General features: G+C 58.1%; 14 protein-coding genes. All 14 read left to right on the top strand.

The features are described 5' to 3' along the window. Positions 1 to 65 precede the first annotated feature (65 nt). The 14 genes from AC3WOY_RS24815 to AC3WOY_RS24750 all read left to right on the top strand — a co-directional run bounded on the left by AC3WOY_RS24815 (position 66) and on the right by AC3WOY_RS24750 (position 22,904). On the top strand, positions 66 to 1,889 hold the full coding sequence (locus AC3WOY_RS24815) for an FAD-dependent oxidoreductase (RefSeq protein ID WP_492429401.1): 1,824 nt from the start codon (positions 66 to 68) through the stop codon (positions 1,887 to 1,889). Between the two features lie 15 nt (positions 1,890 to 1,904). After that, the gene (locus AC3WOY_RS24810; RefSeq protein ID WP_492428690.1) at positions 1,905 to 3,743 is read left to right on the top strand and encodes a 2-oxoacid:acceptor oxidoreductase subunit alpha; all 1,839 of its coding nucleotides are present in this window, start codon (positions 1,905 to 1,907) and stop codon (positions 3,741 to 3,743) included. Continuing rightward, entirely contained in the window at positions 3,740 to 4,795 is a 1,056-nt protein-coding gene (locus AC3WOY_RS24805) for a 2-oxoacid:ferredoxin oxidoreductase subunit beta (protein WP_492428688.1), read from the top strand. The genes AC3WOY_RS24810 and AC3WOY_RS24805 overlap by 4 nt, the downstream gene beginning before the upstream one ends. A gap of 151 nt (positions 4,796 to 4,946) precedes the next feature. Beyond that, on the top strand, positions 4,947 to 5,531 hold the full coding sequence (locus AC3WOY_RS24800; protein WP_492428686.1) for a 2-oxoacid:acceptor oxidoreductase family protein: 585 nt from the start codon (positions 4,947 to 4,949) through the stop codon (positions 5,529 to 5,531). Then, complete coding sequence (gene porA / locus AC3WOY_RS24795) at positions 5,524 to 6,771, top strand: pyruvate ferredoxin oxidoreductase (protein WP_492428684.1); 1,248 nt, start codon at positions 5,524 to 5,526, stop codon at positions 6,769 to 6,771. Before AC3WOY_RS24800 ends, porA begins: the two co-directional genes overlap by 8 nt. Positions 6,772 to 6,781: 10 nt before the next feature. Then, positions 6,782 to 7,777, top strand: a complete 996-nt coding sequence (locus AC3WOY_RS24790) for a thiamine pyrophosphate-dependent enzyme (protein WP_492428682.1) — start codon at positions 6,782 to 6,784, stop codon at positions 7,775 to 7,777. Position 7,778: 1 nt separating this feature from the next. Further along, positions 7,779 to 9,401 carry an NAD(P)-binding protein gene (locus AC3WOY_RS24785; protein ID WP_492428680.1) on the top strand — a complete coding sequence of 541 codons (1,623 nt, stop codon included), beginning with the start codon at positions 7,779 to 7,781 and terminating at the stop codon, positions 9,399 to 9,401. A gap of 215 nt (positions 9,402 to 9,616) precedes the next feature. Beyond that, positions 9,617 to 11,851, top strand: coding sequence for an EAL domain-containing response regulator (locus tag AC3WOY_RS24780; RefSeq protein ID WP_492428678.1), 2,235 nt, complete (start codon positions 9,617 to 9,619; stop codon positions 11,849 to 11,851). A 181-nt stretch (positions 11,852 to 12,032) separates the two neighbouring features. After that, the gene (locus AC3WOY_RS24775) at positions 12,033 to 12,443 is read left to right on the top strand and encodes an ExbD/TolR family protein (protein ID WP_492428676.1); all 411 of its coding nucleotides are present in this window, start codon (positions 12,033 to 12,035) and stop codon (positions 12,441 to 12,443) included. Positions 12,444 to 12,450: 7 nt separating this feature from the next. Then, positions 12,451 to 13,203 carry an energy transducer TonB gene (locus tag AC3WOY_RS24770; RefSeq protein WP_492428674.1) on the top strand — a complete coding sequence of 251 codons (753 nt, stop codon included), beginning with the start codon at positions 12,451 to 12,453 and terminating at the stop codon, positions 13,201 to 13,203. Between the two features lie 71 nt (positions 13,204 to 13,274). Beyond that, on the top strand, positions 13,275 to 15,644 hold the full coding sequence (locus AC3WOY_RS24765; protein WP_492428672.1) for a TonB-dependent receptor: 2,370 nt from the start codon (positions 13,275 to 13,277) through the stop codon (positions 15,642 to 15,644). A gap of 21 nt (positions 15,645 to 15,665) precedes the next feature. Further along, a complete protein-coding gene (locus AC3WOY_RS24760) occupies positions 15,666 to 16,295 on the top strand; it encodes a MotA/TolQ/ExbB proton channel family protein (protein WP_492428670.1) in 630 nt (209 codons plus the stop codon). After that, positions 16,276 to 20,004, top strand: a complete 3,729-nt coding sequence (locus AC3WOY_RS24755; protein ID WP_492428668.1) for a pilus assembly protein — start codon at positions 16,276 to 16,278, stop codon at positions 20,002 to 20,004. Before AC3WOY_RS24760 ends, AC3WOY_RS24755 begins: the two co-directional genes overlap by 20 nt. A gap of 11 nt (positions 20,005 to 20,015) precedes the next feature. Further along, positions 20,016 to 22,904 carry an ATP-binding response regulator gene (locus AC3WOY_RS24750; RefSeq protein ID WP_492428666.1) on the top strand — a complete coding sequence of 963 codons (2,889 nt, stop codon included), beginning with the start codon at positions 20,016 to 20,018 and terminating at the stop codon, positions 22,902 to 22,904. The last annotated feature ends 354 nt before the right edge of the window (positions 22,905 to 23,258 follow it).

Raw genomic sequence — 23,258 nt, 5'->3', positions numbered from 1 at the left:
CGCGTGCATGGCACGCAAATATGAACGCACGCTGCAAGAGCAGGTGCCTCGCCAAGGAGAGCGCATTGAAGCCGACCGACATCAGTAATCCGGATTTCTACCACCAGGTAGTCAACTGCCAGTGGACCTGTCCGGCACATACCCCCGTCCCCGAATACCTGCGACTGATCGCAGCGGGCCACTATAACGAGGCCTACATGCTGAACTGGCGCGCCAACGTGTTCCCCGGCGTGCTGGGCCGCGTCTGCGACCGCCCCTGCGAGACCGGCTGCCGCCGCTCCCGTGTCGAGAGTGCGGACAGCAACGAACCGGTGGCTATCTGCCGCCTCAAGCGCACTGCTTCCGATTACAAATCCGATGTGAGCGTCCGCATGCCCAAACCTGCACCCCTCTTCGGAAAACGCATTGCCTGCGTCGGTGCAGGCCCGGCATCGCTGACGGTCGCCCGCGACCTCGCGGTCCAGGGTTACAAGGTCACCGTCTTCGACGGCGAGAAAAAGGCTGGCGGTTTCATGCGCAGCCAGATTCCGAAGTTCCGCCTGCCGGACGAAGTCATTGACGAAGAAACCGGCTACATCCTCGACATGGGCGTGGATTTCCGCTCCGGCAAGCGCATCGAGAGCCTCAAGGCGCTGCTCGGCGAAGGCTACGACGCGATCTTCGTCGGCTGCGGCGCACCGCGCGGACGCGACCTCGACGCCCCCGGCCGCAAGGAAGCTGCAGCGCATATCCACCTCGGCATCGACTGGCTTGCTTCCGTCTCCTTCGGCCATGTGACCAAGGTGGCGCCCCGCGTGATCGTGCTCGGTGGCGGCAACACGGCGATGGACTGCTGCCGCTCCGCCCTGCGCCTCGGCGGCGAAGACGTGAAGGTCATCGTCCGTTCCGGCTTCGAGGAAATGAAGGCCAGCCCGTGGGAGAAGGAAGATGCGATGCACGAAGGCATCACGATCCTGAACTACATGGTGCAGAAGTCCTTCACGCATGAAAACGGCAAGCTGACCGGAATGGTGTTCGAGAAGGTCAAGGCTGTGTATGACGACAAGGGCAGGCGCAGCCTCGTCCCGTCCGGCGATCCGGACGAACTTGTCGAATGCGATGAAGTGCTGATCGCCGTCGGCCAGGAAAACGCCTTCCCGTGGATCGAGCGCGACATCGGCCTGCAGTTCGACGACTGGGGCATGCCGGTGGTCGACAAGAAGACCATGCAGGCAACGCTGCCGAACATCTTCTTCGGCGGCGACGCAGCCTTCGGCCCGAAGAACATCATCACGGCCGTCGCGCATGGCCATGAAGCGGCCGTCTCCATCGACCGTTTCCTCAATGGCGAAGACGTCGCCGTCCGTCCCCCGCCGTCGGTCAACCTGGTGAGCCAGAAGATGGGCATCCACGAGTGGAGCTTCGACAATGTCGTCTCGCTCGACCACCGCCACAAGGTGCCGCTGGAAGAATTCCACGTCGCGCGCAAGAGCATCAAGATCGAAGTCGAACGCGGCTTCACGCCGCAACTGGCCGCGAAGGAAGCGCAGCGCTGCCTCAACTGCGACGTGCAGTCGATCTTCACCGCGAGCCGCTGCATCGAATGCGACGCCTGTATCGACATCTGTCCGATGGACGCGCTCACGATGACTGACAACGGTGAGGAAAGCGACCTCCGCACCCGCCTGAAAGCACCCTCGCTGAACCCGTCCCAGCCCTTGTACGTCTCGGCGGCATTGAAAACCGGCCGTGTCATGGTCAAGGACGAGGACTTGTGCCTGCACTGCAGCCTGTGCGCAGAGCGCTGCCCGACCGGCGCGTGGGACATGCAGAAGTTCTCCCTCTGCACCACGCAGGCCGGCCCGAACTGCCGTGACAAGCATATCGCGCAAGTGCGCAAAACCGCGTAACAAGGAGCAAGCGCGATGACTCAAAAGATCCAGGCGACCAACGATTTCGTTGTCAAGTTCGCCAACATCAACGGCTCGGGCTCGGCCTCGGCCAACGAGCTGTTTGCCCGTTCCATGCTGCGCATGGGCGTGCCGGTCAGCCCCCGCAACATTTTCCCGTCCAACATCCAGGGCATGCCGACCTGGTATGAAGTGCGCGTCTCGGAATCCGGCTATCTCGGCCGCCGCGGCGGCTGCGACCTGATGGTCGCGATGAACCCGCAGACCTGGGATGCCGACCTCAAGGAGATCGATGCCGGCGGTTACCTGTTCTATGACAGCACCCGCGAAATTCCCGCATCCCGCATGCGCAGCGACATCACCGTGTTCGCCATGCCGCTCACGCAGATCTGCAACGACGCCTATACCGACGCGCGCCAGCGCCAGCTGTTCAAGAACATCATCTACATCGGTGCCCTCGCCGCCCTGCTCGGCATCGACGAAAAGGTCATCGAGCAGTTGTTCGCGGAGCAGTATCGCGGCAAGGAAAAGCTGCTGGATTCGAACGTGCAGGCGCTGCACATGGGCCGCGACTACGCTCTCGCCAATCTCGACTGCAATGCGATGGGCCTGAAGGTCAAGCGTGCGGACAAGGTCGGCAAACGCATCTTCATCGACGGCAACCAGGCATGCGCGCTCGGCGCGGTCTGGGGCGGCGCCAACGTCTGCGCGTGGTACCCGATCACGCCGTCGTCGTCGATTCCGGAAACCTTCGACAAGTACTGCCACAAGCTGCGCATCGATCCGGAAACCGGCAAGCACAATTTCGCCATCGTGCAGGCGGAAGACGAACTGGCCTCCATCGGCATGGTGATCGGCGCCAACTGGAACGGCGCGCGTGCCTTTACCGCGACCTCCGGCCCCGGCATCTCGCTGATGACGGAATTCCTCGGCCTCGCCTACTTCGCGGAAGTGCCGGCCACCCTGGTCAACGTCCAGCGCGGCGGCCCGTCCACCGGCATGCCGTCCCGTACGCAGCAGTCGGATCTCCTGCAATGCGCCTATGCGTCCAACGGCGACACCCGGCATGTGCTGCTGTTCCCGCAGGACCCGAAGGAATGCTTCGACTTCACCGCCGCCGCCCTCGACCTCGCCGACCGCCTGCAAACGCCGGTGTTCGTGATGTCCGACCTCGATATCGGCATGAACTCGCGTCTGTGCGATTCCTTCGAATGGGATGACAGCAAGCGCATGGACCGCGGCAAGGTCATGACTTATGAAGACCTGGAGGCAGGCAAGGATTTCGGCCGCTATCTCGACGTGGACGGCGACGGCATTCCGTTCCGCACCTATCCGGGCACGCACCCGACCAAGGGCGCGTTCTTCACGCGCGGCACGACCAAGGACCGCTATGCGCGCTACAGCGAGGAAGGCCCGGTCTATGTCGACAACATGGAGCGACTGCAGAAGAAGTTCGAGACCGCCAAGAACCTGGTGCCGATGCCGGAAGTAAAGAAAGCATCGAAGCCGACCAAGTTCGGCGTGATCCACTTCGGCTCGACCAGCCCCTCGATGTACGAAGCGCTCGACGTGCTGGAGCGTCAAGGCCATGCGATCGACTCGATGCGCATCCGCGCCTTCCCGTTCCATTCGAGCGTGCTCGATTTCATCGAAGCGCACGACCATGTGTTCGTCATCGAGCAGAACCGCGACGGCCAGCTGCGAGACATGCTCATCACCGAATGCGGCATCGACCCGGCGCAACTGAGTTCCGTCATCCACTACGACGGCACGCCGATCACCGCACGTTTCATCACCAAGGCCATCGCTTCGCGCCTGGCGTTGTTCAGCCCGCTCAAGGAGGTGGCGCAATGACTTATATCGCTAAACCGAAACTGCATCACCCCAGCCTGCAAGTCAACAAGGCCGGTTATACCCGCCGCGACTACGAAGGCCCGGTCTCCACGCTGTGCGCCGGCTGCGGCCACGATTCCATTTCGGCGGCCATCATCCAGGCCTGCTTCAACATGGATATCGAACCGCACAAGGTCGCCAAGCTGTCCGGCATCGGCTGCTCGTCCAAGGCACCGACCTACTTCCTCGGCGGCTCGCACGGCTTCAACACGGTCCACGGCCGCATGCCTTCCGTGCTGACCGGCGCCGCGCTGTCCAACCGCGACCTGACCTATCTCGGCGTGTCCGGCGACGGCGATTCCGCCTCGATCGGCCTCGGCCAGTTCGCGCACATCATGCGCCGCGGCGTGAACATGACCTACATCGTCATGAACAACGGCGTGTATGGCCTGACCAAGGGACAGTTCTCGGCGACCGCAGACCAGGGCTCCAAGTCCAAGAAAGGCGTCGTCAATTCCGATGCCCCGGTGGACCTGGTGGGACTGGCGCTGCAATTGGGCGCCACCTTCGTCGCCCGCAGCTTCTCCGGCGACAAGGCACAACTCGTTCCCCTGATCGAAGCCGCGCTGGTGCACAAGGGCGCTGCATTCATCGACGTGCTTTCGCCTTGCGTGACCTTCAACAACCACCATGGTTCGACGAAGAGCTACGACTACGTGCGCGAGCACAACGAAGCGGTCAACCGCATCGACTTCTTCACTCCGGGTGAAGAAATCACGACCGAGTATGCGCCGGGCACCGTGCAGGAAGTGACGCAGCATGACGGCTCGGTGCTGCGCCTGCGCAAGCTGCACGAGAGCTACGATGCGAGCGATCGCGTGGCGGCGATGAACCATCTGCAGAAACATCATGCGATGGGCGAGATCGTGACCGGGCTGTTGTATGTGGATCCGAGCGCTTCGGATATGCATGACCACCTGAATACCGTGGCAAAACCTTTGAACCAGCTCGGGGATGAGGCGCTGTGCCCGGGTTCGGCTGCGTTGGAGAAGATCAACGCGTCGTTGCGGTAATGGAAGTTCGAGGGCGGGTGGGGTGCTTTACGCGCCAACCGCCCTCCCCCCCGTCATTCCCGCGAAGGCGGGAATGACGGGGAAAGGAAGTCAAAAGTAACACAGCAGTCGCCCGCCCCCGAGCGACTGCCAGCAACACCAGGAGCCCCTCATGCTATTCCAAGTCCGAATCCACGGCCGCGGCGGCCAGGGGGTCGTCTCCGCAGCGGAGATGCTTTCCGTCGCCGCCTTCCTCGAAGGCAAGCACGCGCAAGCTTTCCCAAGCTTCGGATCGGAGCGCATGGGCGCGCCGGTAATGGCTTTCTGCCGCATCGACGACAAGGAAATCCGCCTGCGCGAACCGGTCATGCATCCCGATGCGCTGATCATCCAGGACCCGACATTGCTGCATCAGGTCGACCTGTTTTCCGGCGTCTCGCCGGAGGGTTACATCCTCATCAACTCCACGCGCAATTTCGAGGAACTCGGCATCGGCGATTTCGTGAAGGGCTACCGCCCGGAACGCCTGTGTACTGTCCCGGCAACCGAACTCGCCCTCAAGCATGTTGGCCGGCCGCTGCCGAACGTCGCGCTGCTCGGCGGCTTCGCCGCCATCAGCGGGATGGTGAACATCGATTCGGTCTGCGCCGCCATCCGCGACAAGTTCCCGTCGAAAATCGCCGACGGCAACATCGCCGCCGCGCGCGAAGCCTATGCCTTCGTCAAGGAAGAAATGAAAGAGGCCAGCCATGCTTAAGCAAACCGAGGGATCGCACGCCATGGCGGAAGCCATTGCGCTATGCCGCCCGGAAGTCATCTGCGCCTACCCGATCACCCCGCAGACTCACATCGTCGAGGGCCTGGGCGAAATCGTGAAGTCGGGCGAACTGGAGAACTGCGAGTTCATCAACGTCGAATCGGAATTCGCCGCGCTGTCCGTGGCCATCGGCGCGTCCGCCGCCGGCGCGCGCACCTATACCGCGACCGCCAGCCAGGGTCTGCTGTTCATGGCTGAAGCGGTCTACAACGCCGCCGGCCTCGGCCTGCCGATCGTCATGACCATCGGCAACCGCGCGATCGGCGCGCCGATCAACATCTGGAACGACCACACGGATTCCATGTCGATGCGCGACGCCGGCTGGATCCAGATCTATGCGGAAAACAACCAGGAAGCGGTCGACCTGCACATCCAGGCCTTCCGCCTGGCGGAAGAGCTGTCGATGCCGGTGATGGTGTGCGTGGACGGCTTCATTCTGACGCATGCCTACGAACGCATCGACGTCCCCAGCCAGCAGCAGGTGGATACCTTCATCCCGCCGTTCGAGCCGCGCCAGGTCCTCGATCCGCGCCAGCCCGTCTCCATCGGCGCGATGGTCGGACCGGATGCCTTCATGGAAGTCCGCTACCTCGCGCACTACAAGCAGATGCGTGCGCTGGAACTGATCCCGCAACTGTCCGCCGAGTTCGAGCAGCAGTTCGGCCGCAAGGCGGGTGACCTTATCAAGACCTATCGCTGCGAGGATGCGAAGACCATCGTCGTGGCGCTCGGGTCGGTGATCGGCACGATCAAGGATGTCATCGATGACATGCGCGACCAGGGCGAGTCCATCGGCGCGGTGTCGATCTGTTCCTTCCGGCCTTTCCCGACGCGCCAGCTGCACGATGCGCTGTGCAATGCCGAACGCATCGTTGTGCTCGAGAAGGCACTGTCGCTCGGCATCGGCGGCGTCGTCTCGCACGACCTGCACATGGCGCTGGCGGGGACGAAGGTCCGCGCCTATACCGTCGTCGCGGGACTCGGCGGCCGCCCGATCACCAAGACCAGCCTGCGCAGCCTGTTCGAGAAAGCGCAGCAGGACACGCTGGAACCGCTCACCTTCCTCGACCTCAACCAGAACGTCGTGAACCGCGAAATCGAGCGCGAGAAGCAGGAACGCCGCTCCGGCCCGACCGCGGAAAACATCCTGCGCGACATTGCCGCCGGCAACGCGCACTGAGGAGCCGGCCATGGAAAAGCAACCCGTCAAGTTCTACCAGACCGGCACCTTCACTGTCGGCAACCGCCTGCTCGCGCCGGATGAACGCTCGGTGCAGGCCAACATGACCCGCACCAATTCGCTCAACTCCGGCCACCGCGCCTGCCAGGGATGCGGCGAAGCACTGGGCGCACGATACGCCATCGATGCGGCGATGCGTGCCGCGAACAACCAGGTCATCGCTGCCAACGCGACCGGCTGCCTCGAAGTGTTTTCCACGCCCTACCCAGAGACGTCCTGGCAGATTCCCTGGATCCACTCCCTGTTCGGCAATGCCTCGGCGGTCGCCACCGGCGTCGCAGCGGCGATGAAGGTCAAGGGCCGCAAGGACGTGCGCGTGATCGCCCAGGGCGGCGACGGCGGCACGACCGATATCGGCTTCGGCTGCCTGTCCGGCATGTTCGAGCGCAACGATGACGTGCTCTACATCTGTTACGACAACCAGGGCTACATGAATACCGGCGTGCAGCGGTCGTCGGCCACACCGCCTGCCGCCCGCACCGCGACGACCATGCCGGTCGGCCCCGAGCCCGGCGCAACCTTCGGACAGGGCAAGAACGTGCCGCAGATCGCGATGGCCCACGAGATTCCCTATGTTGCCACCGCTTCGGTCGCCTACCTGCGCGACCTGGAAACGAAGGTGGCCAAGGCGATGACGATACGCGGCGCGCGTTACATCCATATCCTCGTGCCCTGCCCGCTCGGCTGGGGCGCAGTCTCTCAGGACACGATCCGTCTTGCCCGGCTCGCGGTGGAAACCGGCCTGTTTCCCTTGTTCGAGGCGGAGCACGGCGAAGTCGTGGCCTCGCAGAAGATCCGCCAGCGCGTACCGGTCGAGGAATACCTGAAGCTGCAGAAGCGCTACGCCCACCTGTTCGGCAAGCAGCCGGCGGTAGAAACCATCGCCCGCATCCAGGCGATGGCAGACAGGAACATCAGGAAATTTGCACTGCTGGAGGACCGCTGACATGGACAAACCCTTTGCCATCACGCTCGACGTCGGCTCCTCGCTGGCCAACCGCACCGGCTCCTGGCGGACAAATCGCCCGGTCTATGTCGACCGTCTTCCGCCCTGCAACAACGCCTGCCCTGCCGGCGAAAACATCCAGGCCTGGCTCTACCATGCCGAGTCCGGCGACTACGAACAGGCCTGGCGCGAGCTGGTGAAGAACAATCCGATGCCGGCCATCATGGGCCGCGTCTGCTACCACCCCTGCGAGTCCGCCTGCAATCGCGGCTGCCTGGACGAGCCGGTGAATGTGCATGCGGTGGAACGCTTCCTCGGCGACGAAGCCATCCGGCGCGGCTGGACGGTGGAACCGGGACCGGCAAGCGGCAAGAAGGTACTCGTGATCGGCGCCGGTCCCTCCGGCCTCTCCGCTGCATGGCACCTGCGCCTGCTCGGCCATGAGGTCACGATCGACGAAGCCGGCCCGCTCACCGGCGGCATGATGCGTTTCGGCATTCCGAAATACCGCCTGCCGCGCGATGTGCTCGATGCCGAAGTCCGGCGCATCGAAGCCATGGGCGTCACCATCCGCCTCAACCGCAAGGTCGACGACGTGCAGGCTGCAATGAAGGACGGCGGCTTCGACGCAGTCTTCCTCGCCGTCGGCGCGCATGTCGCCAAACGCGCCTATATCCCGGCGGGAGATGCAAACAAGATCCTTGATGCGGTCTCCGTACTCAAGAGCATGGAAGGCGAGGATAAGCCCCTGCTAGGCCGGCGCGTGGTGGTCTATGGCGGCGGCAATACGGCCATCGACGTCGCTCGTACCGCCAAGCGCCTTGGCGCGGAAGAATCGATCATCGTCTACCGCCGCACGCGCGAGAAAATGCCCGCGCATGATTTCGAGGTCGAGGAAGCGCTGCAGGAAGGCGTGATGATGAAATGGCTGTCCACCATCAAGGAAGCCGGCGAAGACGGCTTCACGGTCGAGAAGATGCGACTGGACGAGAACGGTTTCCCGCAGCCGACGGGCGAGTTCGAAACCATCGAGGCCGATTCGCTGGTGCTGGCGCTGGGACAAGACGTGGACCTGTCGCTGCTGGCGAACGTGCCCGGGCTGGCGGTCAAGGATGGCATGGTGCAGGTCGACCGCAGCATGATGACGTCCCATCCCGGCATCTTTGCCGGCGGCGACATGGTGCCGGCGGAGCGCACGGTGACGGTGGCTATCGGCCACGGCAAGAAAGCCGCGCGCAACATCGATGCCTGGCTGCGCGGCGCAAGATATGAGGCGCCGCCGAAACACGAACTGGCCACCTTCGACAAACTCAACACCTGGTACTACGCGGATGCGCCGAAGACCGTGCAGCCGGTGCTGGACATCATCCGGCGGCAATCAACATTCGACGAGGTGCTGGGTGGACTCGATGAAGGCAATGCGCAGTTCGAGGCGCGCCGCTGTCTCTCATGCGGAAACTGCTTCGAGTGCGACAACTGCTACGGCGTCTGTCCGGACAATGCGGTAATCAAGCTCGGGCCTGGAAAGCGGTTCGAGATCAATTACGACTATTGCAAGGGATGCGGGATTTGTGTGTCGGAGTGTCCCTGCGGGGCGATCAGGACTGAGGCGGAAACCATCTGAGCAGCAATCAAGTGGAAAAAGGAAGAAGGATCAGGAGGCTTTCGGAATGTTGAAGATCAGCACTGGCTGATCAATCTGCTGAGCAATGGAAAAAGTTCAATCGCGACACGATTTTTTGCCCCGCCTTTGCGCAAGCTTTAGCCGCTGAATTATTCTGGAACTTCGTCATTGACGCTGAACAGCGCTAAGACCAGAATAACCAAAAGGCGGTAACTATGGACTTTTTATCCGACGGCGGACAAAAACCCCCAATGGGAAAAATTCTGGTTGTAGACGATACTCCCGGCAACTTGCGTCTCTTGATACGCATGCTAGGTGTTCAAGGCTACACTGCCCATCCCGCCATCAGCGGCAAAGATGCCCTGCAATTCCTGCAAACAACACTTCCTGACCTTGTCCTTCTCGATGTCATGATGCCTGAAATGGATGGGTATGAAGTGTGTCGGCAGATCAAAGCCAATGAACGCACCCGAAGCCTTCCTGTCATTTTCATCAGTGCTGCCGATGAGGTATTGGACAAGGTCAGGGCATTTTCTTCCGGAGCAATCGACTATGTCGTGAAACCTCTGCAAGAGGAAGAAGTGCTGGCGAGGATAAACACACATCTGACGTTGGCCCGACTGCAGAAAAGTCTGGAAGAGCGCGTTCGAGAAAGGACTGCTGCGCTGACTGAAGCCAATATCCAGTTAAACGAGGAAATCAGCGAGCGCAAACAGGTCGAAGCAGAATTGCGTACGAGAGAGGCGCAAATTCGCAGCCTTGTCGATGCCAATATCATCGGGATTTTTTTCTGGGATATCGATACGGGCGTGGTCGATGCAAATGACGCGTTTTTGTCGATCATCGGTCATGGCAGAAACGATCTGATTTCCGGAAAGATAGATCTGGCGGCAATTACGCCTCCGGAATATCTGGAGCGCGACCAGAATGCGCTTTTTCAGCTCAAGAAATCCTCTCGCTTTGTGTCCTATGACAAGGAATTCCTGCGCAAGGATGGCGAGCGTGTGCCGGTAATGATTGGCGGCACGTTCATAGAGGGTTCGCACCAGGAAGGGGTATCTTTCGTGCTCGATCTGAGCGAGCGAAAACATGCTGAAAAGCGCATCAAATACCTGGCGCAGCACGATGCGCTCTCCGGCCTTCTCAACCGAAGATCCATAATAGAGAGGCTTGACCAGTGCATTATGCAAGTACAAGCTGGCAGCCATCATCACGTCACGGTTTTTTTTCTTGACCTGGATGATTTCAAACGCATTAACGATTCCTTGGGGCACCAGATCGGAGACCGGCTGCTGCAGATGACGGCAAGGCGCCTGGAAAGTTGTCTGCGACACGGAGACAGTATCGCGCGCGCAGGCGGAGACGAGTTTGTCCTTCTCTTCCCGGCATTGCATGACAGAAGCGATGCCATCCTGATTGCCGAAAAGGTTCTGTGGTCCATGAAGCAGCCCTTTTCAGTCAATGGACACGAACTGCATATCAGCTCCAGCATCGGCATCAGCATGCATCCTTATGACGGCGCAAATGCCGTTGCTTTGCTGCGCGCGGCGGATGCGGCCATGTTCGAAGCCAAGAAGAAAGGGCGCGACAATTACCAGTTCTATACGACATCACTCGACGCAGCCGTCAAGGATCGCTTTGCGCTTGAAAACCAGTTGCGTCATGCATGGATGCACAAGCAGCTTGCCGTCTATTACCAGCCGCAAGTGGATATGGAAACCGGCAATATCTACTCTGCGGAAGCATTGTTGCGCTGGGAGCAACCGGGATGCGGTCCCGTGTCGTTCGCCAGGTTTGTACCCATCGCAGAATCGACAGGCTTGATTCTGCCGATCGGCGAATGGCTGCTCAGGCAATGTTGTCTTGAACTGCAGCATTGGCGCAATCATGGCAGCCCGGAATTAAGGGTAGCGATCAATCTCTCCCCTCGCCAGTTTGAACAGGGCGATTTGCATGTGCAGGTTGCGATGATTCTTGAGGAATTCGCATTGCCGGCTGATGCGCTTGATCTGGAAATCACCGAAAGCATCCTGATGCAACCCAGTGAGGACAATCTTGCGGTCCTCAACCGCTTGAGCGAGATGGGCATCCATCTCTCGCTGGATGACTTTGGAACAGGCTATTCCAGCCTGGCCTATTTACAGCGATTTCCGATCGATGTCCTGAAGATCGACAAGGCCTTCATCCACGGGCTCCTGACCAGCCCAAACGACAAGGCACTGGTCACAGCGATTATCGCCATGGCGGAGAGCCTGCAGCTCAAGGTTCTGGCCGAAGGCGTGGAAACGCTGCAGCAGGCGCAATTTCTTCAAGAAAGCGGCTGCAAGGCAGCCCAGGGTTTTTACTACAGTGAAGCGGTGCCATCCTCGCAATTTGCGGAACTGTTGCAGAACCAGAGCGCACAGCGAAAACGATCTTCTTTCCAGTCGACTCCCATACCAGCGAAATAGCACTTCGGGAGCTGCCAGGCCTACGCAATCGAAGGCCTTCCACACAAATGCCATGCAGGTAATGTTGAAAAACTTTCAACATTCAAGCCGTTTATTTTTCGGGAGGACTACCCCGGCTTCTTCCAATCTTCCTGCTATCAACTATATTTAAGCAATGCTCAATCTTTAGTAGGATTGCCCAATGAGGCGCTGGGGAGAATCAAAACGGGCGAGGGCACGCATCGAAATCATTCCGATGATCGATGTGATGATGTTTCTATTGATTTTTTTTGTACTCATCAGCATCAACGTCATTCCCACGCTGGGAGTTCGAACCCAACTTCCCAAGTCGTCCCAGGTACAGGAGCTGACTGCGCCGGCACGCATCGTCATCACCATCGCCAAGGAGGGCGAACTGCTGCTTGATGGCCGGATGGTGACTCTGGAAGAGATTCCCGAGCGGCTTCGTGAAAAGCAAGGAAAAGACAGAAAAAAACCGAGCATACTTGTCAATGGCGACGAATCGGTCCGGTTGCAGCGATTGCTGGACGTACTGGATGTGGTCAAGGCCAGCGGCTTTGATTCACTATCGATCGCTGCGCGAAGAAGGTAAGGGCGCGATGCATACCCTATACCGCATCCGGGACTGGGTCGGGATTCCGCCCGCGTTACTTGTTTTGTTGCTCTTGATTGCCATCCCCGTCCGTCAACTGATGGGCAGGTTTCCTGCTGGGCAATTCGAAGTAAATATTGAAGCGCCTGCTCCACTGCCCTCCCCCACGAAACCGGAGCTTGCGCCCACCATAGAAAGCCCTCCGATGCCGATGCCCGCTCCCAGAGCATCGACAAGCCGCCGCATACGCGATTCTGCAACGCCAAGGGCAAAAGCGCAGCCCATGCCGCCGCCGGCAGCATCGATTTCTCCGTCCCCGAAAGAAGTACTTGAACCATCCGAATTGCCACTGCCCGCCGTGCCGGCAAGGGCTCTGACACCAGCTACACCAGTTGCGCCACCCGCACCCGCCGTACCATCCGCCGCTTCGCAGGAAGCAAAAAACCTCAGTGTCGAAGAAGCGTACATCGCCCAGATACGATCCAATGTGCAAAGTCGAAAAAAATATCCGACGGGACGAGAGGCGAGTGTGCAAAAGCCGTCGGGTACGGTTCGCGTCTGCATGGATCTCAGTCGAGCCGGCATTCCAGCAAACGAAATTGTCATCGAACGCACATCCCATTCGATGATTCTCGACGCCGAGGCAAGAAAGCTATTGCGCATCGGCGCCTATCCACCATTTCCGGCTGGCGCATTCCCGGGGGAATCGACGCACCGGTTCTGCATTCACCTGGATTACTCGTTTCAACCGTCAGGTTAGCGTCTACTGGCTACGGGAATCCTGGAAAAAGCGATATTCGCACCTCTGGCAAGTTGCTGGTAAAGGAGAGAATGATGCAGTCGAAACAATGCACATTGCCTGTTCTGGTGACTTCCTTGCTGGCGACATATGGCGGCCAAGTCGTCGCGCAAGCCCCCAGTCCGGACTCCGCTCCAAAAACGTCCGAGGTGGGAACAATCTCCATTGTCGGCGAAGGCGAGCAGTTGGGCACCGGCCTTATCGAGCGGGACGACACACCCAGGGCGCGCAGCGTGGTGTCGCGGACCAGCGCGGAAAAGGCACGTGCGACAACCGATCCATACCAGCTGATTGAATTGCTGCCAGGCGTAAACTCATCCAGCACCGATGCGACAGGGCTGTTTGAAAACGTATTTTCAAGTCGGGTGTTTTCGCACAATCAGATGGGTTTCACGATTGACGGCGTACCGATCAATGATGGCGCCAGCACCGTCTTTACACAACCATTCGTGGACCCCGAAAATCTCTGCCAGGTCTCCCTGACGCGCGCTTCGACTGAATTCGACGCGCCTAATATCTATGCGGTTGGCGGCACCGTCAACGTAGCCACCTGCGACCCAGACGACAAGGCCGGAGTGCGTCTTTCACAGACGCTTGGAGGGCTCAACCTTCGCAAGACATTCGTCCGCGGCGATACCGGCCTTCTGTCCGGTGAGCGGTTCAAAGCCTACATTTCCGCATCAAAGAGTCATGTCGACAAATGGAAGGGAAAAGGCTCTGCAAACCGTGATCAATTCGGGCTCGGGGCAGAGTGGAATATGTCCCCGGGCAATCGCATCATCTTCACCGGCCTTCACAACTTGCAGATGAATGACAATATCAGGGTGATCACCAAACAGCAGTTTTCCCAGTTTGGCCGCTACTTCGACTTTGCCGATACGTTCACAGGCCATCTCACTCCTGTCAATGGAACCGCTCAAGTGGAAACGGCTACCAACTACTATGGTCTCAACCGCAATCCGGCGCGCAACTGGCTGTATTCGTTCAAAGGCAGTTTTCAGATCAGGCCGGATTTGCGTCTCGATGTGGAGCCCTACTATTGGACCAGTTATTCCACCGGAGGCAACCAGGAGGCGGTGATCCCGGAAAACGGTTTCCTCGACAAGACAACCCATACGGTGACGGGAAGAACGGATATCAACGGCGACGGAGATACGCTGGATTCGATCCTGGTCGCTCGCCCGACCATCAACGACACCACCCGCCCCGGCGTGACAGTGCGAATCAACTGGCAGCTGAATAATCACAAACTCACATTCGGTTATTGGTTCGAACGGGCCAGGCTGCGTCAAACCACTCCAGCCACGCGCGTGAATGACGACGGAACCGCAGCCGAAGCATGGCTGAGAAACGCTTTGATCCTGCGCCCCGACGGCACTTCGTACGAGAACGGCGACCGGCTTACCATCACTACCGCAAGGCAGCCTTTTGCGCAGGACTCGATGACGTTCATGAACGATAAGCTGAATGTGGCGATCGGCGTGCGCGCTCCCCAATTCACCAACGACTTTTTCAGCTACGCGAGCGAAGGACGCGCCGGGTCGGGGCCCGTTACAGCGGCAACGTCCAACAGCTTTTCCGATTACCAGTTGCATCAACGGTTCAGCAAAGTGCTTCCAAGCGCCGCCGTACGTTATTGGCTCACGCCGGAAAGTCACGTCTTTGCGAATATTGCGAAAAACTACAAGCCGCCCAATAACCAGATCTACACAAACTCGATCACACGAGGGCAGGTGTTGTTCAGGGCTAGCAATACCGTACCGGAAAGTTCGATCAACACCGATATCGGCTATCGGTCGCAAGGCAAGGATGTCAACTTTTCCGCCATCGCGTTTCGCACGGTTTTTGACAATCGCCTGGCTGCCGCATTTGACGACGAAGCAGCAACAGTCGTCTTTACCAATGTCGGCAAGGTGATCGTCAGGGGGATAGAGTTGGAGGCGGGAACGCGACCGCTCTTCGGCGGGTGGAGTGTTTATGGCTCGTATGCGTATACCGAAAGTACGATGAAGGAAAATCTCAAGACTGGCGCGACAACGGCGCTGCCGACCAGCGGCAAGGATTTCCCCAACACTCCCCACCAGATCGCTGGCGTGCGCATTCAGTATGCTTCAGGCCCGTTCTATGCGCAGCTTCAAACAAAGTACACCGGAAAATTCTTTTCCACCCTCGTCAACGATGAAAGCGTTCCGGGTTATTCGGTGACCAACCTCAACCTGGGCTACAAATTGCCGGACTCGGGGATACTCAAGAATCAAATCGTGCGACTCAGCGTCACCAATCTTTTCGACAAGAGCTATCTGGCCTCCCGGGGAAGTGTCTCCAATGCCGCGGCGAACAACCCTACCTATTTTGTCGGGGCGCCGCGTTTTTTCAGCATTTCTTATGGCGTCGCCTTTTGATCTCTTAACAAGGAGGGGTGGATGGACTACGAGAGGTTTCACCAGATAACCTTCTATGTCATGTACGGGGTAACTGCCATTGCCATCACCGTTATTGTCGAGCGCCTTATTTTTTATGCGGTCAACCTGCGCCATGCTGCTGAACTGACCGCTGCCATGCCTCGTGAAATTCAGTGTCTTGGCGATTTGCCCCAGCCGCTGGTCAATAGAGACAGTGTCGGTGCCCAAGCCTTGCGGGAAATGCTGGACGTCAGACATCTTCTTGTCGAGCCTGGCGACGTTGAAGATTTATCGGAAGCCATCTACATCGCCATGAAGGCGAAACTCGTGAGCCGTCTCTGGATACTGGATACTGTGGTGACCGCGGCACCGTTGCTCGGGCTGCTGGGAACGATCTTCGGCATCATCGATACCTTCGCTGTCCTCGCGCAGTCCGGAATATCCGATCCGGCAGCCGTGAGCAAGGGGATCGGCACGGCATTGTTCGCAACTGCGTTAGGCATTGGCATTGCCGTATTCGGACTGGTTTTCTATAACCTGTTTAACGAGAAGGTCGCCCGCATCGACGATTATTTGAAGATTCTTCTGCTGCGTGCCGGAACCAGGAGCGGCCAGCAGCACGGAAAACGCATTGAAATCGATCATGAGTAAGGCAATGAACCGTCTCTTGTTTGCAGCACTGACGCATTTCCTTGTCGACTACGATGCCTTTGCCGCAAAGATACCGCTCTCGGATTCACCAGCCGTAGCGGAGGCGAACATTCCTGCCAATCTCATGTTCATCGTCTCCAATGAGTATGGACTCGGTGAACACTTCGCCTACCCGGACAGTCCAGGCCGGGTTGAGTTCGTCCACTCAAAAGGGACAATTGGATACAAACAGTGCCCGGGAAGCAGAAGATCCACCCTCCCCCGGATCGGTGAATCGGTAAACGAAACACTTTGCTACTTCAAGGAAATAACCTATGCGGGTTATTTCGATCCGCGTAAATGCTACGACTACGACGCCACGATTCTCTCCAGTACCGCCGACAATACGAGAGGCGCTTTCGTCCCAAGGGAATATGCCAATTCCTTTCATGAATGCCACAGGCGCTGGAGTGGCAATTACCTTAACTGGGCGACCACCCAGCTTGCAGACAGCATTCGCATTTCGCTGACAGGCGGTAACCGCTCCGTTGACACGTCGTCGACCACCATTCTGGAAAAAGCAATACATAGCGGTCGACTCACCAGCATTATTCAGCTAAGACGTATCGGAGGCGACAGTCATACCCTGAACGAGATGACCGTCACCCCAGTGGACCGGAGCACGGTCACGCCTTTTTCAAGCAACGCTAACGCGCCACTCTATCTTCGCCTGAGCGATCAACATATTCAGATACGCGATGGCATGCAAATACAAGTCAGTGACAGCATGACTTTCCACACTGCGGAGACGTATTATCTTCGCGTCAAAGTATGCGATCAGACGATAGGACTGGAGCAGAATTGCAAAAAATACGGTCAGGTGTTCAAGCCTGTCGGATTGATTCAAGACCACAGCCTGGCAATGCGATTCGGCGCCACTTCGTATGTAGTGAATGGCGACATCTCACGCGCCGGCGGCGTATTGCGCGCCCGGCTGAAAGATGTCGGTCCCACGCGGCATGTCGGCGGCAAGGGACTTGCCGGCAATCCCCATGCGGAGTGGTCTTCCTCCAATGGCATATTCTTTACCAATCCTGATTCCGTGGATGCGGCCCAAAGCGATGTCCCCAATAGCGGGGTCGTCAATTTTCTGAACAAGTTTGGCAGGACAGACGGTTACAAGAAGTTCGACCCCGTCGGGGAACTGTACTATGAGTCACTGCGATATCTGCGTGGCCTTTCGCCGACTCCGGAATACATCGTTGACATCGGTAGAAACATGAAAGACGGTTTTCCCGTCATTACAGAATGGGATGACCCCATCCAGTTTTCCTGCCAAAAGAATTTCACTCTTACCTTCTCCGACGCAGGAACATGGTGCGACACGCTTATCCCTGGCAATGCGATCATCGATACCTGCTCCGGCCACGCAGGCGCCCCCCGCTTGCCGGACCCTGCGATTGATGCTGCCGCACTTACCAATAAAGTCGGAGCCCTTGAGGGCTTGGGCAAGCTTGGCCTGGCTAATCCGACTGCAATTCAGTTCAACTCGTTTTATATCGCCGGACTGGCGTATTGGGCCAATACGCAGGACATTCGCCCCGATGATCCGGCAGGGCCTCACACCATCGGCAAACAAACAGCGCAGTCTTTTATTGTTGACATTCGCAATATTCGCGGTCTCCGCGGACGGAAAAACCCGCTATGGCTGGCCGCCAAATACGGCGGTCCCGAGGGCGTTGATATTGAATCCCGTCCACGAGGTGAAGACGGTTCCGATACGCGAGATCCCGCCAATTATTTCGGCGTCCAGAGTGCAAGCGAGATCGCAGGCGCTCTCAACAGCATTTTCGCTTCCATTGCCGCATCGTCACGCACGAGCGCAAGCACCGGGGTGGCATTTCAACATCAGAATAACGCTGATGCCGCTGGCGCAGGCAGCAGTGTTTATCAGACGTTCTTCACATCCTCCCAATGGAGCGGCGACGTCGTGGGTGGAAATCTGGTGATCGACAATGCGCCGTCGATGGCGGCCAGCTTCAAGAAGTCGTGGAGCGCGGCGGCCCTGCTCGATCAGCTTGCAGCCGGCGATGGCTGGAAAAGCAAGCGAAAGATCGTCACGATGAGCGCAGGCCGCACTGTGCCGTTTGTGCGAGACAAGCTTGCCGCATCCCAGCAACGCACTCTGGGAGAAACCATCGCTGCGCAGACCGATATGGTGGAGTACATCCGGGGAAATAAGAGCAAGGAGAAAAAGGCGTTTCGGGCACGAGTCCATATTTTAGGAGACATCGTTCACTCCGGTGCCGTGGTAGTGGCAGAAAAAGGCGCGTCGTATCGCGAATCGACTCACCCGGGTTACGCCGCCTTCAAGGCCAACGCACGCAAGAAGATGATTTACGTCGGCGCCAACGACGGGATGCTGCATGCCTTCAATGGGGAAACCGACCTGGCCAGGGATCCCAATGGCGGGCAAGAGGCGTGGGCGTATATCCCCAGCTTTGTGATGGCCGGGCCGAGCGGCAAGCCTTCGGTGGATGGCCTTGCGGCATACGCTTCGCGGGAAAAGCCGTATCCGCATCGCTACTATGTCGATGCCCCTCTTGAAGTCCGCGACGTCGATTTTTCCAATACGAAGGGTGCGAAAGAAACACGCCGTGATTGGCGCACCCTCCTTGTGGGCGGCTTGGGTAAAGGAGGCAAAGGCTTCTATGCACTCGATGTGACGGATGGCGCCGCAGCGTCAAGCGAGGCGGCGGCAGCGGAAAAAATTCTCTGGGAATTTACCGATAAAGACATGGGTTTCAGCTACGGCCGCCCGGTCATTGTCCACACGGCCAAGGACGGCTGGGTCGTGCTTCTCACCTCAGGTTACGATAATGGTTCAGGAAAGAGTACCGGTGAGGGATTTGTCTATATCGTCAATGCACGCACGGGAAAACTGATTCAGAAAATCGGCACGCCCTCGCGTAGCGTTGGTCTCGCACAGGGTTCGGTCTACGTCGAAAATCCGGAGAATTTCACGGCCGGCCAACTCTATGCCGGAGACCTTCTGGGCAATGTATGGCGTTTCGACTTGTCTGTTAAAACAGGAAAGTACCCGCCGCCTGTCAAGCTTGCCGTTCTGACCGATCCCGGCGGAAAGCCGCAACCCGTGACTGCTGCGCCCCGGATTGCCATATCACCTGCTCGGCATGACCGCTGGGTGCTGGTCGGAACGGGGAGAGATCTGGGGCAGGACGATGCCTGGAATCCGCAACAGCAGACGATGTATGCGATTCGCGACGGCAGCAAGGAGATGCCTTTGACAGTCCGGGATGTGCTGACAAGGCGTGACTTTGCCTCCGTGACCGAAAATGGACAGCGCCTGAATATTCCGGACAAGGGATGGTTGCATGACATGCAGCGGGGCAGTCCAGCAACCGGTAGCGAGCAAATCACGCAGGCCGCAACAGAAAACAGCGGCATTGTCAGCTTCATCGGAAAATCGGCGAGCACCGATCCCTGTCGTCCACATGGCACCGGTAATGCCTATGCAGTCGAACTCGATACCGGATTTACCGTGCTTAAAGACAGCAAGGGCAAACCGAAACATGCTTTTTCAGGCGATGCATTTGTTGGTTCGACGTTCGTGCGGCTGGATGCGGGACTTGCGATCGTTCTCGCCGACATCAACGGTAATTTCGCGATGCCGTTCAGAGAATTGCAAGCACCGGGTCAAAGAAAATAAGGGCAGCTTCCATGTCAATTTCCAGCCAGCCGCGGAGTAACCAGATGTTCCGGTGCCTGCCCGGCTCGCTTGTATGCGCTTTGCTGATTTTCCTGACCTTGAATACACATGCGGCGGTGGACGAGTTGCGTGATCTTGTCCGGATTGTCGATTACGGTCCGGAAGAGGCGATCAAGACTGCATCGGAGGCGGCGGCCAAGGCGAACAAGGAGGGAGACAAAGAAGGGGAATTGAAGGCATTGCGCCTTCAATTTCTCGGCCGCACGTACGTGGACAGACCAATCGAATTCAGAATCGCCGAGCGCGTCGTGGAAATCGGGCGCGAGCTTGGCGACCATGAAGCAATGTGCGAACTGCTCAGCAAAAGAGCCAAGGATGTCTCAAGGTATCAATTCAAGGACGGCAACCTGATGTTTCGTGAAGCAATTGCTTATGCTGAACGACATCAATTACGTTTCTGTGTGCCGATGATCTATCTCGACATGGGAAAGGGCTTTGTTTCCAGGGAGGAGAAATCCGAGGCGATGGCAATGCTATCCAAAGCCTATGCGCTCTTTCAAGAGCAACAAGACAATTCTGGCATGTCCCAGACCTTGGGACAGATTGCCGAAGTCTTTGGCGGACCGGAAGCGAACGAAGAAGACCAGAAAAAGGCGGAAATCTATTTCAGGCAGGCGCTTGAACTCATCGATCCTGCCGTATACCGGCATACCACCAGTTTGCACAACCTGGGTCTTGGGCTTACCTTCTATCATCGCCGGCAATATGGCGAAGCAAGGTATTTCCTGGAAAAGGCGTTAGCCATTTCACTCGAAATGAAAGCGGTCGTCTATACCGCGATCATTCGGTTCCACCTGGCGCGTCTGGCTAAAGAGGAAAAACGTTTCTCGGACGCACTTGCGCTTCTTGAACAAGCGTTTCCCTCCCTGACTGCGATCGCAGACAGGTATTTCCTGGTTGGGGCTTTTCTCACTCGTGCGGAGTCGCTTGCTCTACTCGGCCGCACTGAGGAAACACTGGAATCCCTGCTTGACGCCAGAACCGCCTTGCCACGAAACGGCTTTTACAACAGCGGGAAAATATATACGGATTACTATAGGCGAGCCGGCAGGCTTTACGCGCAATTGGGAGATTACCAAAAGGCCTATCAGGAAATGGAGTCGCTGCAGGAGTCAAGCCAGCGCCTGGTGGAGACTGCCAATACGAGGCTGGCCGATGAGCTCAAGACTCGCTTCGACGTGAGATTGAAGGAAGCGGAGAATGCACGACTGCGCGCGGAACAACAGCAGGCCGACGCGGTGCGAATGGCCATGGCACTTGGATTTGCGCTATCCCTGTTGTTGATGGCCAGTGTCGTTTTGCATCTGCGACGTCGTACAGAAGCAGCTAAAGTCGACGCGATGCATCACCAGGCACTTGCGAATGCCGAGGCCCAGCGCGCCGAAGCATCGGAAGCGGCCAGCCAGGCGAAAAGCGCATTTTTGGCAAACATGAGTCACGAACTGCGCTCCCCATTGAACGCCATGCTGGGATTTACGCGTTTGATGATGCGCGATAAACGGCTTGCGCCGGATTTGATCGATGACTTGCGCGTGGTGCACAAGAGCGGCGAACATTTGTATTTGCTGATCAATCAGGTCCTTGACCTGTCCAAGATCGAAGCGGGGCGCGCGACGCTTGCAGAAAGGAATTTTGATCTTCATGGCTTGCTCGATGAACTGGGGGACATGTTCTCGGCGGCCGCCTGGCAAAAGGGCCTGGATTTAAAAGTCGAACACGACGCCGACATTCCGCAATTCATTCGCGCCGACGAAGTCAAGTTGCGCCAGGTGCTCATCAACCTGTTCAGCAATGCATTGAAGTTCACTACGAACGGCGGCGTGATCCTGCAAGTGCGCAGGCATGCAAGTGAAGCTCTCAAACCCGATCAAGCGCAGTGTGCGGGCGAGGCAGAGTCGCTTTGCTCACTGAATTTCTCCGTTTCGGATAGCGGGATTGGTATTGCGCCTGAAGAATTGAGTCGTTTGGGTGAAGCGTTCGTTCAAGCGAAAGCAGGCCAAATGGCCAAGGAGGGAACCGGCCTTGGATTGGCATTGAGCCGCAGCTTTGTGCAATTGATGGGCGGCGAGCTGAAAATATCCAGCGAACCTGGGCGAGGCTGTACCGTCGCATTCGGCATTCCGGTTCGCCCGGTCTCTCGGCACGATATCGAGGTTAATGCTACCCCGCTGAGCCGGAGAGTGATCGGCTTGGCACCCGGACAGCCGCAATATCGCATCCTGGCAGTGGATGACAGGGAGGACGGACGCCTGCTGCTTTTCAAGCTGCTCACACCGCTGGGGTTCGAAGTGCGCGGTGCGTCCAATGGCGAAGAGGCTATTGCGATCTGGGAAAAATGGCAGCCACATCTCATCTGGATGGATATGCGCATGCCCGTCATGGACGGACGTGAAGCGACCAAGCGGATCAAGGCCACGGAACAAGGAAGGAATACGATCGTTATCGCGCTGACGGCCAGCAGCTTCGAGGAAGAGCGCGAGCAGATTCTCGCCATTGGCTGCGACGATTTCCTGCGAAAGCCGTTTCGCGAGAATGCGCTGTTCGATTTGATGGAAGAGCATTTGAAGGTGCATTTTGAGTACGCCCAGGAAGTCGTGCCGCCCCCTGCGGTGCGACTGGATGCTGCGTCATTGGCACGCTTGCCGGCGCAATTGCGAACGGAACTTGCCCAAGCGTTGGTGAGACTGGATTCGGGCGCGATTAACAAAGTCATCAATACGATTCGTTCCGGCAGCGACATGAATCTGGCGCAGGCACTGGGCGCGGCAGCCGACCAATTTGAATATGGCTCGATCCTGAAAGTGCTGAACGAAATAGAGGAAGATGGCCCGCGGCCATAAACAAGGCATGCAATCTGGCGGTAGTCACCAGCGCAGCGGAATAACTTTTCGACAATTCCTCTGATACAAAATCTACTCGATGCACGAGCGCCGCTGCACGGTCGAGCCGCCCATCCTCAAGCCCTGCAAGGCTTGCCTCAGGCAGGCATGCCATGTGGATCATATTGTCTATAATGAAAATCGGCGGCTGTGACATGAACGGGTCCAGGATACATTTCCGGTGTGGCGAGCCAAAGCAATTCGAAACGACTTCGGGGCCGGTATTTTTCTGCAAACCGTGTCCAATTTTCATATATCGGATGGCGTGTAGCGCGCTGGCACAATGCTGCCCTGCTCCGCTGTGCATACTTAGGG

This window comes from Noviherbaspirillum sp. FW303-A3 (assembly GCF_058788695.1).
Note: the sequence above shows the minus strand (reverse complement) of the source record. Positions and strands in the feature narration are given on the sequence as shown.

Coding starts and splice junctions, on each gene's coding strand:
- AC3WOY_RS24810 (WP_492428690.1), top strand. CDS start 1,905: ATGACTCAAAAGATCCAGGCGACCAACGATTTCGTTGTCAAGTTCGCC.
- AC3WOY_RS24805 (WP_492428688.1), top strand. CDS start 3,740: ATGACTTATATCGCTAAACCGAAACTGCATCACCCCAGCCTGCAAGTC.
- AC3WOY_RS24800 (WP_492428686.1), top strand. CDS start 4,947: ATGCTATTCCAAGTCCGAATCCACGGCCGCGGCGGCCAGGGGGTCGTC.
- porA (WP_492428684.1), top strand. CDS start 5,524: ATGCTTAAGCAAACCGAGGGATCGCACGCCATGGCGGAAGCCATTGCG.
- AC3WOY_RS24790 (WP_492428682.1), top strand. CDS start 6,782: ATGGAAAAGCAACCCGTCAAGTTCTACCAGACCGGCACCTTCACTGTC.
- AC3WOY_RS24785 (WP_492428680.1), top strand. CDS start 7,779: ATGGACAAACCCTTTGCCATCACGCTCGACGTCGGCTCCTCGCTGGCC.
- AC3WOY_RS24780 (WP_492428678.1), top strand. CDS start 9,617: ATGGACTTTTTATCCGACGGCGGACAAAAACCCCCAATGGGAAAAATT.
- AC3WOY_RS24775 (WP_492428676.1), top strand. CDS start 12,033: ATGAGGCGCTGGGGAGAATCAAAACGGGCGAGGGCACGCATCGAAATC.
- AC3WOY_RS24770 (WP_492428674.1), top strand. CDS start 12,451: ATGCATACCCTATACCGCATCCGGGACTGGGTCGGGATTCCGCCCGCG.
- AC3WOY_RS24765 (WP_492428672.1), top strand. CDS start 13,275: ATGATGCAGTCGAAACAATGCACATTGCCTGTTCTGGTGACTTCCTTG.
- AC3WOY_RS24760 (WP_492428670.1), top strand. CDS start 15,666: ATGGACTACGAGAGGTTTCACCAGATAACCTTCTATGTCATGTACGGG.
- AC3WOY_RS24750 (WP_492428666.1), top strand. CDS start 20,016: ATGTCAATTTCCAGCCAGCCGCGGAGTAACCAGATGTTCCGGTGCCTG.